General features: G+C 59.4%; 8 protein-coding genes and 1 pseudogene. 5 read left to right on the top strand and 4 right to left on the bottom strand.

Annotated elements, in window-relative coordinates:
- The coding region (locus QP802_RS10345) for an HNH endonuclease signature motif containing protein (protein WP_284818697.1) at positions 1-390 on the top strand (390 nt) is incomplete at its 5' end.
- A gap of 18 nt (positions 391-408) precedes the next feature.
- On the opposite strand, the gene QP802_RS10340 is transcribed toward QP802_RS10345, so the two are convergent.
- Genes QP802_RS10340 through QP802_RS10330 form a run of 3 tightly spaced genes read right to left on the bottom strand, consistent with a single transcriptional unit; the run spans position 409 to position 6,459 of the window.
- Positions 409-4,059, bottom strand: coding sequence for a putative Ig domain-containing protein (locus QP802_RS10340; RefSeq protein ID WP_284818695.1), 3,651 nt, complete (start codon positions 4,057-4,059; stop codon positions 409-411).
- A gap of 31 nt (positions 4,060-4,090) precedes the next feature.
- On the bottom strand, positions 4,091-5,641 hold the full coding sequence (gene crtI, locus QP802_RS10335; RefSeq protein ID WP_284818693.1) for a phytoene desaturase family protein: 1,551 nt from the start codon (positions 5,639-5,641) through the stop codon (positions 4,091-4,093).
- Entirely contained in the window at positions 5,638-6,459 is an 822-nt protein-coding gene (locus QP802_RS10330) for a phytoene/squalene synthase family protein (RefSeq protein ID WP_252932026.1), read from the bottom strand. Before QP802_RS10330 ends, crtI begins: the two co-directional genes overlap by 4 nt.
- Before the next feature lie 268 nt (positions 6,460-6,727).
- On the opposite strand from QP802_RS10330, the gene nrdH reads away from it, so the two are divergent.
- The 3 genes and pseudogenes from nrdH (at position 6,728) to nrdE (ending at position 9,767) form a co-directional block, all read left to right on the top strand.
- Positions 6,728-6,955: a glutaredoxin-like protein NrdH gene (gene nrdH, locus QP802_RS10325; RefSeq protein WP_070361976.1), complete on the top strand. Its 228-nt coding sequence runs from the start codon at positions 6,728-6,730 to the stop codon at positions 6,953-6,955.
- 69 nt (positions 6,956-7,024) lie between these two features.
- A pseudogene (gene nrdI, locus QP802_RS10320) lies at positions 7,025-7,447 on the top strand (class Ib ribonucleoside-diphosphate reductase assembly flavoprotein NrdI); the annotation flags it as partial.
- A gap of 208 nt (positions 7,448-7,655) precedes the next feature.
- Positions 7,656-9,767, top strand: coding sequence for a class 1b ribonucleoside-diphosphate reductase subunit alpha (gene nrdE / locus QP802_RS10315; protein ID WP_284818701.1), 2,112 nt, complete (start codon positions 7,656-7,658; stop codon positions 9,765-9,767).
- 24 nt (positions 9,768-9,791) lie between these two features.
- Here the strand turns inward: nrdE and QP802_RS10310 are convergent, their stop codons facing one another.
- A complete protein-coding gene (locus tag QP802_RS10310) occupies positions 9,792-10,514 on the bottom strand; it encodes a FadR/GntR family transcriptional regulator (RefSeq protein ID WP_284818690.1) in 723 nt (240 codons plus the stop codon).
- Between the two features lie 264 nt (positions 10,515-10,778).
- Between QP802_RS10310 and nrdF the strand changes: the two genes are divergently transcribed.
- On the top strand, positions 10,779-11,768 hold the full coding sequence (gene nrdF, locus QP802_RS10305; RefSeq protein WP_070363445.1) for a class 1b ribonucleoside-diphosphate reductase subunit beta: 990 nt from the start codon (positions 10,779-10,781) through the stop codon (positions 11,766-11,768).
- The last annotated feature ends 212 nt before the right edge of the window (positions 11,769-11,980 follow it).

Genomic DNA, 11,980 nt, shown 5'->3' with positions numbered 1-11,980 from the left:
GGGCGCAAACGCCGTTTGGCAAGCCCGAAGCAGGTGCAGGTGTTGTTAGGGATGTGGGGGCATAAGTGCGCGGTGCCGGGGTGTGGGCATACCAGGTTTTTGCAGATGCATCATATTCGGGATTGGGCGGAAGGTGGTGCGACGGATGTGGAGAATTTGGTGCCGTTGTGCTCGAGGTGTCATTCGTTGGTCACGGATGGGTTTATTCGTGTGGTTAAGCCTGGTCCGACGTTGTATTTCCGGTTTGCCAGTGGTGAGCAGTGGGTGTGTGAGCCTGGCCGGGTGGGGTATCGCGATGATGCTGCCGAGATTGAGTTGGATGGGTGGGGTGTGGATTCGTTTGCGGATGAAGCCGCACCGACGTGGGATTGGGACACACCCAAGGTTTAAGCACGTCGGCGCATCTTTCTACGGCAGCATTGACTGAATCTGCTTCATGAGCTGAGGGTTCGTAGCGACGACACCACCAACCAACGCGATGATGCCCAGAATTACCAGTGCGGCGATTCCACCCTTCGAGGAACCGGAGGCGCTGCCACCTTCTTCAGTTGGGGGCTCGGACTGCGTGCTAGCCGCCGGAGTTGTTTCGGACGGGGCTGTAGGCGTTGTTGCCTCGTCGGACGGCTTGGCTGGGACCGAAGTTTGACGCGGAGACTCGGCAGCTGGGGTCGTCCCTTTCGGCTTCTGCGGGGCTGACGTAGCTGACGTCGAGGGCACCGTCGTCTTAGATGGTCTTGCCGGGACCTTTGTTTGCGTTGACGGAGCTGCGGGAGCTGTCGTCTTGGCTGGGCGAGGCTTCGGCACTGAAAGGGTGATCGTCTCGGAAGCTTGATTGCCGACTTCATCCGTGGCGGTGATGACTACACGGTGTGTGCCCGAATCTTTGGTCGAACCAACAATCCGGTTCCCTTTATGTCGCAGTCCGGCTGGCAGGCCGGTCACGGACAACGCGGTCTTGGTTGCGTCCTCGACTCGGATCGGCAGGTCGAACTTAGTTGCCGCAGGCGGGTTGTGGTCAACCAAGATGCGAGGCCGGACGGTGTCCACCACGCGGAATCCAATTGCGCCCTGGCCCGTATTTCCAGCCGCATCAAACGCCTCGACGGAAGTCTGGAAGTTGCCCAGCGCTGAAGGTGTACCGCTGATGGTGCGGGAGCTTTCGTCGAAACGCAGACCGTGTGGGAGACCCGAAACGGTAACCCGTTCCACCCCTACGCCGTCTGTTGCATCAACAACATGCGAGAACGGTGTACCAATTTCGTGCTCAAACTCGGCGTTTTGCACTGTTGGGGCAGTGGTGTCCTCCACAACCAGCTCGAGCTCCGACTCGGACGTGTTGCCGCTGGTGTCGGTAGCGCTGATGGTGACGGCGTGCGAGCCGACCGCGTCGGTGACGCCATCGATGACGCCGTTGGTGTCGTCATAAGACAGGCCTCGGGGCAGGCCGTCGACGCGCACACTGACTGGGGTTACGTCGTCAACGTCGACGCTGATGGAGTCATTGAATTCTGAATTGGCTTCCCAGCGAGCGTTGCTCCGCATGTTGATGGCTGGCTTCTTCGTGTCGCGCACCTCGAGCTGAACTGTTTCCGTTGCAGTATTGCCAGCGGCGTCCGTGGCGGTTACCTGAAGCTCGTGCGTTCCGACGACGGTGGTCTGCCCGTAAATGTGTTCCTCATATGACGTGAGGTCATCGGGGAGAGCGCTGACTGTCACGTTGGGGGAATAGCCGCTGTTGTCGGTTACTGGAATCTCAAGGTCGGCGTACTCGCCGGCCTCCAAGATCAACGGAGTGGTATCGATGACGGGCGCAGTGGCGTCGGCAATCCAGAATTCGAGGTTGCGTGAGGTCTCGTTCCCGAGGGCATCTCGCGCTGTTACATTCGCGTATTGCCAACCAGGCTTCGTCGGCGTCCCTCGAACAGTGACGGTGGCGCGGAGCCGTGGTTCGTCGTACTGAATGTCCGCATACAGACCTTCTGGCAGGTCGGTTACCTCGACGGTCAGCTCGTTGTACTCGTCCGTGATGGTGAATTCGAAGGGTTCAATTTCGGTATCGGAGTCGAATTCTTTCTTTTCGACGTCCACAATCACGGGGGCGGTCTCGTCAGTTGCCTTCGCGTACTCGTAGAGAAGGTCTTCCTGCCAGCCCTCTGGAAGCTCAATCGGATTCGTCTCGAGAAGGCTCTGAACTTCAATGCCCTTCACATGGCCGTTCTCGTCGTAGTAGATCCCGGAAACAAGGCCGACAACGTTGTCGCCGATGGTGACCGGCGTGTTCACCTCCGGCTCAAAATCCCCGTAGGGGAGAAGCATGATCGCGTCGCCGACTGTGCCTGCCACCGTCAACGAACGCCAGTCGATGCTAGCCGTGTCACTAAGGTGTACCTGGTCGGTCGAAAGGAGCTCCCCAGGTGCATCAGGGTTTTCGCCTAACCGCGTGCCATCTGGGGCCTGGATGTAGGGGAGCTGCGCATCATAGAAGCTACCGATTTCGGCCAGTGCCCAGTGCTTGGGCCACCCGTATGTCGTAGAAACTCCGCGCGCCCCGCCCGGCCCGGTGCACGCGGGGCTGGTGTAGATCCGCTGGTGGACGTGATCGATGTATTTCGCTGTGCACTCCTGGTCGAGGAAGAGGTCGCGATCATTGTCGTCGAGCCCCACGGTGTCGCCTTGGTTGACCGCGACGGGGTTCTCGGCCTCGTCCTGTGCCTTTTGGTAAGCGTCCCACTGTTGCATCGCGAGGCCCGAGTAGTTGACGTACTCGTCGCTAGTTGGAGTTTCTTCCCATCCGACAGCAATACCGTATTTGTGGGCTTGACCTTCTGGGACATCGTCACTCCCGGAGTTGACCCCGATAAAGTGTTTTTTGCCTTCGTCATCGACGATCCAGTTCGGCCCACCGGAATCTCCCTCATGCATCGGATTTTGTTGTGTGAGGAGGATGACGTTATTAATCACGCCCATGACGTAGTTCTCCATCACGTGGCCGGTTGTTTGACCGAAGCCGTACACCATCTGTCCGACGCGAAGCATCGACGGTAGGAGGACGCTGTCGGAGGAGTAGCGATTCTCCCCGAGCAATGCCGAGCGGTTTTCGGGGATATCGATATAGCCCCAGTCTTTGCTCATGGTGCTGTTGGTGAGACTTCCCTCGAAGTCGAACTCAGTCACCATCGTGCCGAGGTAATAGTTCCTTTTTTGTGTGTCGGTGAAGTAGAGAGGGCCGCCATCGCTGCAGTGACCAGCTAAGAAAATACGGCTGTTGGGCTTATCGATGTATCCGACGGTGCAACGATGACCGTTGTTAAAAATTTTGTCACCTTGGTTAATCGTGCTTACTTCGCCCGGAGCATATGACAGCATGGATTCACGTTCGAGGAGCAACGCCACTTTGTTCGGTTCGCTTGTCGGAGGAACTTCTGGGTCTGCGAGGAGGACGAGTCCCTGTCTGTGGTCGTCGTTGCTAAAGACGCTCTCATACATCCCGAGGTAGCGGCCGCCGACTGAAACTGGGGCGCCATGTGTCAAATACGCATGGCTCGGAAGCGTAATCGCCAGGAAACCTTCGGTGGTGTTCTCAATCGTTGCATCGTAGTCTTCCCGTGGGCCGTGAACGGTCACGGTATCCCCGGCCGAGAGGTACGAACCGAGAATTGGCTCAGCTGACTCACCGACTTGTGGAAGCAGCGAGTCCGGGATCGCGTAGGAAGCGAAGCGATTCCGGAAGAGATCTTTGTTGCGAGAAAAATCGGTCTGCCTGTCCTCGAAGTAGTGTATGGAGCCCTCGGAGTCGCGGTAGTACAGGGAATGTCCGTCGCCGCAAAGCGCATCGGTGTACACGCGCCCGTCGGCGATGTGGGCAACCTGGCAAAAGTACTCAGCGCCACCCTTTGAGAATGAGAGCTCATCCCGCTGCTCGAACAGTTCCTCATGCTGATCGGGCACCCACTGACTTGTCGTTTGGGCTGTGGCGTCGGGCGGGGAGAAGACAGTGGCGCTCATCGCGAAGGCTGTGAAAAGGGCGATAAGCGTCTTACCAGGTCGGAAGCTTCGCATGAATTAAATGTACAGAATCTTCACGAGCTTCTCACAGTTTTGGTATAGGAGATGCGTCACGAAGTCCGAGCATGCGCTTGACCACGTTCTCGGCAGAGATGAGGCACATGGGCACACCGACGCCAGGAACGGTGGTTTGCCCCGCGTAGTACAGGTTGTCCACTTTGGCGGAAATGTTGCGACCGCGGAAGAACGCGGATTGCCGCAGGGTATGTGCAGGCCCGATGGCGCCACCTGCGAAGGAGTAGTAGCGTCCGGCGAAGTCGGCGGGGCCGATAGTTCGCTTCACGACGACCCGTTCCCGCAGGTCAGCGACACCAGTGCGTGCGACGATGAGGTCCAGTGTCGCGTCAACGATGGCGGCGACGCGCGGGGACTCTGCAGCGCCGTACGCGTCCCCGTGACCGATCGACGGGTCAGCCGCAACCGGGATGAGCACGAACAGATTCTCACACCCGGCGGGCGCGACAGTCGGGTCCGTGGCGGAGGGCTTGCACACGTAGATCGAGCGCGATGCGTCGCGCGAGCCGCTGCTGTCAGCAGGGAACACGGCGTCGAAGTCTTCGCCCCACTCCTCGGAAAAGAACAGCGTGTGGTGAAGCAGTTCCGGCAGCGCACCGCGCACACCAATGAGCGCGAGTACGCAGCTCACACCTGGGTTGTGGTGCTTAAAGTGCGCCTCGGAATAGGTGCGAGCAGACGCGGGGAGCAACGAAGTCTCGGTGTGGTGCAGGTCTCCGGCGGCGACGACGACGTCGGCGGGTAGGAAGCGCGTCCCGCTTTCGCTGAGCATGTGGATGCCGGTGGTGGAGCCGTCGATAACTTCGATGCGGGTCGCTTCGTGCTCGAGCAAAAACTCGACGCCGTGCGCGCGGGCGAGTCGCTCGAGCGCCGTGACGATGCCGCTGAATCCGCCTTGCGGGTAGCGCACGCCGAGGGTGAGGTCGGTGTGGCTCATTAGGTGGTACAGGCTCGGGGTGTCGCGCGGCTGTGAGGACAGGAACACCGCCGGGTACTGCAGGATCTGGCGCAGGCGAGGGTCGCGGAATCGTTTGTTCACGTAGCGCTGCAGCGGCTGGAGCAGCAACACCGCGAGGGTGAATGCGCGGGAGACGACGTCGCGGTGCAGGAACGGCCGCAGCGAACTGAACGTGGTGTAGAGGAAGCGGTCGAGCGCGATGTTGTAGACGTCGGCCGCGCTGGCGAGGTAGTCGCGCAGCGCGTCGCCCGCGCCGGGCTCGAGGGACTCGAAGAGGTCGGCGACGGCGTCGGTACCGAAGGGGACGTCGAGAAGCGGGTGGTGTTCGGGGTAGATGCGGTAGCCGGGGTCGAGCAGCTGGAGGTCGAGTTCGGCCGCGGTGGAGGTGCCCATGAGCTCGAAGAAGTGGTCGTAGGCCTCGGGCATGAGGTACCAGGAGGGGCCGGTCTCGAAGCGGAAGCCGTCGATGCGCAACTCGTCCGCGCGCCCGCCGAGGTGTCCATTCTTTTCGACGACCACCACCGCCGCACCGCGCTTCGCCAGCAGGCACGCTGTTGCCAGGCCTGCGATTCCCCCGCCGATGATGACAACGCGCTCCGTCACTGCAGCCTCCTTCCCGTCGCCGCCGTCCGCGCGATGATGGCTGCTTTCCGCGGCGCGGACACCCGGACTCGTTGGGTGAGGATGGCTTCTGGTGGCGTGTCCGCGAGCAAGTCAGTGAGCGCTTCGAACAGGTTCGCCGCTACCGCGACGGCGACACCGCAGCGCTTGGGCAGCGCGGGGATGGCGGACCACGCGGCGTCGAAGTCGTGGCGGATGTCCGCGATGATCGCGTCTCGGCCGGCCTTGGTTAGCGGGTAAGAAGCTTGCGGGAAGTAGTTACGGGCGAGCCGGTTGGTGTCGTCGGCGTAGTCGCGCAGGAAGTTCACCTTCTGAAACGCGGCCCCCAGCGCCCGCGCACCTTCCTGCAGCTTGCTGTACTCGGCCTGGGGAGGGCGTCGGCCCCCGAAGAAGACATCCACGCACAGCAAACCGATGACCTCGGCGGAGCCGTAGATGTATCGCTCGACGGACTCCTCCGTGTGCGCCTCGCCGGTTACGTCGTGGCGCATCGAGGTGAAGAACGCAGCGAGGTGGGCGTCATCGAAGTTGCAGCGGCGAGCGGTATCGGCGAAGGCGTGCAGGATCGGGTCGGTGTGGAACGTGGTTGCTGTGGCGCTGCGGACGCGCTGCTCGTAGTCCTTGAGGGCTGCCGCGCGCTCGGGGGAGGGGGTGGCGCCGTCCACAATTTCGTCGGCGATGCGCACCACCGCGTAGAGGTTGCGGATGTCGGTTCGCTGCGGCTCGGGAAGTAGTCGCGTGGCGGCGCCGAAGCTCGTCGAATAGCTGCCAATGACCTCGCTCGCGGCGCGCCGTGCCATGTGGCTGTAGCGTTGCTGCGGGCTGGGGTGGGAGCGAAACATTGGTGGGCTTTCAGGTCATCGGAAGTGATTTTTCATAGTCTAGGCTACATGTGGACCCGCGGTGGGAGCCGTGCTGGGAATACCACGCGTGTAACTACTATATGTAGTATCACTTGCAGAAATATCACCCAAGGTATAGTGTCTTCTCTTGTAGCGCCGATCAAGACGGCGCGGGGAAAACTCCCGAAATAGTCTTCATTTTATGTAGAGAGAGAGCCCACAGGTTATGTCTATTACCGTTTACACCAAGCCGGCGTGCATGCAGTGCAAAGCAACTACCAAAGCACTCGAAAAAGCAGGGCTGGAGTACGACCTCGTAGATATTTCCGTCGACGACGAAGCGCGTGACTACGTCCTCGCGCTCGGCTACCTCCAGGCACCAGTCGTTGAGGTAAACGGCGAGCACTGGTCTGGGTTCCGCCCGGAGCGCATCCGTGGCCTGGCTGCGGCTTAACTCTTCCGACGTCTCACGCCGCTAGTGTTTTACACATTGGCGGCTCTTTTTATGTAGAGGGCATCCAACATGTTGATCGTGTACTTCTCGTCGTTGACAGAGACGACGAAGCGGTTCGTCGATAAGGTGAGGCTTCCGGCGCAGCGTATTCCGTTGCGGCGCACGGACCCAGCACCAATTATCGACGAGCCCTACGTCCTCATCTGCCCGACCTATGGCGGGGGCGTATCGATGACGCACGTGAACACCAAACCTGTCCCGCCGCAGGTCATCAAGTTTTTGAATGACGAACACAACCGCAGCTATATCCGTGGCGTCATCGCGTCTGGCAACTCCAACTTTGGCACGGACTACGGCCTGGCTGGTGACGTAATATCGGAGAAGTGCAACGTCCCGTACCTTTTCCGCTTTGAGCTGCTGGGTACTGATGACGACGTGCTTCGCGTGCGCAACCAGCTGATCGAGCACGCTGACCGCCTCGGTTTGCTGCCGCTGACCCCCGAGCAGGAAGACGCGCTAGAGTCGGTTGGGCAGCTGCCGGGGCAGGAAAACGCACAACGCTTAGCGCAACTGCGCGAGAAATATACAAATAAATACCGTAACGCCGATCGTTAATTAACACTGAAGCATCAAGAGGATATCTGTGTCTACGAACCCTATTCATGGCAAGAATGTGCCGGAGCCGGTCAACGAGGCTGACATGCTGGACTACCACACGCTCAACGCACTGCTGAACCTGTACGACGAAAACGGTCAGATCCAGTTCGATAAGGACCGCGAGGCTGCGAATCAGTTCTTCCTGCAGCACGTGAACCAGAACACGGTGTACTTCCACGACCTCGAAGAGAAGATGAAGTACCTGGTGGACAACAAGTACTACGAGCCCGAGGTTATTGAGGCATATGACTGGGAGTTCGTGAAGGACACGTTCAAGCGTGCGTATGCCTTTAAGTTCCGCTTCAAGTCCTTCCTGGGCGCGTACAAGTACTACACCTCCTACACGCTGAAGACATTCGACGGTCGCCGTTACCTCGAGCGCTTCGAGGACCGCGTGGCGATGACCGCGCTCTTCCTCGCAGACGGTAGGGAAGAGGTCGCATCCGCGCTCGTCGACGAGATTATGACGGGCCGCTTCCAGCCGGCGACGCCGACATTCCTCAACGCAGGCAAGGCGCAGCGCGGCGAGCTCGTGTCTTGCTTCCTGCTGCGCATCGAGGACAATATGGAGTCCATCGGCCGTGCGATTAACTCCTCGTTGCAGCTGTCGAAGCGCGGCGGCGGCGTAGCGTTGCTGCTGTCGAACATTCGTGAGGCCGGCGCGCCCATTAAGCACATCGAGAACCAGTCGTCTGGTGTGATTCCAGTGATGAAGCTGCTGGAGGACTCCTTCTCCTACGCAAACCAGCTCGGCGCACGCCAGGGCGCAGGTGCTGTGTATCTCAACGCGCACCACCCTGACATCATGAAGTTCCTGGACACCAAGCGCGAAAACGCTGACGAGAAGATTCGTATTAAAACGCTCTCGCTGGGCGTCGTCGTCCCAGACATCACCTTTGAGCTGGCGAAGCGTAACGACGACATGTACCTGTTCTCGCCGTACGACGTCGAGCGCGTCTACGGCGTTCCATTCGCCGACATCTCCGTCACCGAGAAGTACGAAGAGATGGTGGAAGACCCGCGCATCCACAAGTCGAAGATTAATGCGCGTCAGTTCTTCCAGACGCTGGCGGAGATCCAGTTCGAGTCCGGCTACCCGTACATCATGTTCGAGGACACCGCGAACCGAGCGAACCCGGTCAAGACTGGCCACATTAACATGTCCAACTTGTGCTCCGAGATCCTGCAGGTCAATTCCCCGTCGGAGCTCAACGCTGACCTGACGTACGCGAAGGTCGGCCACGATATTTCCTGCAACCTTGGCTCCTTGAACATTGCGATGGCGATGGATTCCGACGACTTCTCCCGCACCGTCGAGACCGCAATCCGCGGTCTTACGGCGGTGGCGGACAAGACGTCGATTGACTCGGTGCCGTCGATCCGTGAGGGTAACGACGCCTCCCACGCCATCGGCCTGGGCCAGATGAACCTGCACGGATTCCTTGGCCGCGAGCACATCCACTACGGCTCAGAGGAAGGCCTCGACTTCACGAACGCCTACTTCGCGGCCGTGATGTACGAGTGCATCAAGGCATCGCACAAGATCGCAGTGGAGACGGGCAAGAAGTTCGAGGACTTCGAGCGCTCCGAGTACGCCACCGGCGAGTTCTTCGACCGCTACAACCCGGAGGATTTCCAGCCGAAGACGGAGAAGGTCAAGGCGCTGTTCGAAAAGTCGACGATTGCAGTGCCGACGGCCGAAGAATGGGCAGCACTGAAAGAAGCGGTCGCTCGCGACGGCATCTACAACCGCTACCTGCAGGCAATCCCGCCGACCGGCTCGATTTCTTACATCAACAACTCAACCTCCTCGATCCACCCGATCGCGTCGAAGATTGAGATCCGTAAGGAAGGCAAGATCGGTCGCGTCTACTACCCGGCGCCTCACCTGAACAACGACAACACCGAGTACTTCGACGACGCCTACGAGATCGGCTTCGAGAAGATCGTCGACACCTACGCTGTCGCTACGAAATACGTCGACCAGGGCCTGTCGCTGACCCTGTTCTTCAAGGACACGGTGACGACGCGCGACCTGAACCGCGCGCAGATCTACGCATGGCGCAAGGGAATTAAGTCCCTGTACTACATCCGCCTGCGCCAGATGGCCCTTGAGGGCACCGAGATCGAGGGCTGCGTGTCCTGCATGCTGTAAGCACTGGTTGAGAACAGTGCTGGCTTAGAACTCGACGAAGCCGTCCACTCCGCGCAGTAGGCTCCAGGATGCGTTTTCTGCTCCTGTTGAGTCGCCGGATTGGATGGCTTCGGCCACTTTCAGGTGGTATGCCATTGCATCGAGGTGTGGGTCGTTCGGCATGATGCCGTAGCGGGTGCGCCCTTCAAGCACGTACAGAATCGGAAGGGCGAGGGTGCGGAACATCTCGTTGCCGGAGCACTCCAATATTAAGGTGTGAAAACGTTTATCCGCCTCGAGGAAGGCTTCCGTATTGCCTTCGCCTGCTTCGGAGAGCTCCATGAGCTGCTCGGCCAACGCCCTGAGCTCCTGCGCCTGTTCCTTTGTCGCATTCGTCGCTGCGAGTGCCGACGCGACCGGCTCGATCGCCTTTCGGAGTTGGTCCAGCGACACGATTTGCTTCGCACGATGCGCCTCGCTGCTGAGTCGCCAGCGGATTACAGCCTGGTCAAAGACGGCCCAGTGTTCTTCGGTCAGCACTTTAATGCCAACTCGGCGTGAAGAACTTACAAGGCCGAGTTGCTCGAGCGCGCGCATTGCCTCGCGTGCGACCGTGCGGGAAATCCCGAACCGGTCGGAGAGATCCTGGAGTGTGAAGCGTTCCCCGGGAGCCATTATCCCCGATACAATCTCGCCCCCAAGCTCGTCGAGCACCTTGGTAAGGAGAGGTCCTTCAGTGGATTCCGCAGGATCGAGGGTGAGAGGCATGCTGTTCATCCTTTTTCTCGTATCGGAGAGTTTGAATTGAGACTATTAATCAGCATAACCCCGGCTGTGAACTACAACGCAACGAGTCGGGCATGGGTGGGGGTAGGAGGGGGTGAATCCTAAGGAGAAAGCGCTGTAGGGAACTGGTCGCGTTTGGCGAAAGTCAAAGTCGGCTGTCCGGAATGTACCCCCGCCAAGTGTCCGCCGCGCGGACAATCGCAACCGGCGCCGCTGCGTAGAGGCGCTTGCGCTAAGATGGGCGCCATGACTGAAGAGTATCTTGGCTACCTGCAGGCTCATAAGGAGCCGATGAAGGCGATTAACTGGAACGAAATCCCTGATGAGAAGGACCTCGAGGTGTGGGACCGCCTCACGGGTAACTTCTGGCTCCCAGAAAAGATTCCTGTTTCGAATGACATTCCGAGCTGGAACACGCTGACTGATGATGAGCAGCTTTCCACGATGCGCGTGTTCGCAAACCTGACGCTACTGGATACGCTGCAGGGCACCGTCGGTGCGGTATCTCTGCTGCCGGACGCGAAGACGCTGCACGAAGAGGCCGTCTATACGAATATTGCGTTCATGGAGTCCGTACACGCCAAGTCCTACTCGAACATTTTCATGACGCTGGCGTCCACCCCGCAGATTAATGAGGCGTTCCGCTGGACAGAAGAAAACAAAGAGGTGCAGCGCAAGGCTAAGATTGTAGAGTCCTACTACCGTGGCGACGACCCAATGAAGAAGAAGGTCGCCTCCGTCATGCTGGAGTCCTTCCTCTTCTACTCGGGCTTCTACCTGCCTTTGAACTGGGCGGTGCACTCGAAGCTGACGAACACCGCGGACATTATCCGCCTCATCATTCGCGACGAGGCGGTGCACGGCTACTACATCGGGTACAAGTACCAGGTCGGCCTGCGCGACGAGTCGCCGGAGCGTCAGGAGGAACTCAAGGAGTACGCCTTCGACATCCTCTACGACCTGTACGAGAACGAGATCCAGTACACGGAAGACATCTACGATCCGCTGGGCTGGACCGAGGATGTGAAGCGATTCCTGCGCTACAACGCGAACAAGGCCCTCAATAACCTGGGCTACGAGGGACTTTTCCCGGTCGATGAGGCTCGCGTTTCGCCGGCGATCCTGGCGTCGCTATCGCCAAACGCTGATGAGAATCACGACTTCTTCTCTGGCTCGGGTTCCTCGTACGTCATTGGCAAGGCCGAGGAGACTGAGGACGATGACTGGGACTTCTAACCCTGTCAGCTGAGTGCTTTTCGACGCCACTTCGTGCCACCGCAGCAGTTTGCGGTGGCACGTTTTTCGCTTTCGGGCGTCAACATGCCCAAACTTTGGGTTGATACTAAACGGGGGACGTGTGTGGGGGAGTTTCGAAACGTTGCGAGCGTACTGGCTTGTGCTATGTGTTTGGTGGCTGCTGTGACTGTTGGTGTTTCGGCAGGTAACTC

Origin of the sequence: Corynebacterium sp. UMB10119B (genome assembly GCF_030228125.1) — a bacterium.
Lineage (GTDB): Bacteria > Actinomycetota > Actinomycetes > Mycobacteriales > Mycobacteriaceae > Corynebacterium > Corynebacterium pseudogenitalium.
The sequence above is the reverse complement of the archived record's forward strand: the minus strand, read 5'-3'. Positions and strand labels throughout refer to the sequence as shown.

Excerpts from the sequence above, each read along its gene's own strand:
- nrdH (WP_070361976.1), top strand. The coding sequence starts at position 6,728 with ATGTCTATTACCGTTTACACCAAGCCGGCGTGCATGCAGTGCAAAGCA.
- nrdF (WP_070363445.1), top strand. The coding sequence starts at position 10,779 with ATGACTGAAGAGTATCTTGGCTACCTGCAGGCTCATAAGGAGCCGATG.
- nrdE (WP_284818701.1), top strand. The coding sequence starts at position 7,656 with ATGCTGGACTACCACACGCTCAACGCACTGCTGAACCTGTACGACGAA.
- QP802_RS10330 (WP_252932026.1), bottom strand. The coding sequence starts at position 6,459 with ATGGCACGGCGCGCCGCGAGCGAGGTCATTGGCAGCTATTCGACGAGC.
- QP802_RS10340 (WP_284818695.1), bottom strand. The coding sequence starts at position 4,059 with ATGCGAAGCTTCCGACCTGGTAAGACGCTTATCGCCCTTTTCACAGCC.
- QP802_RS10310 (WP_284818690.1), bottom strand. The coding sequence starts at position 10,514 with ATGCCTCTCACCCTCGATCCTGCGGAATCCACTGAAGGACCTCTCCTT.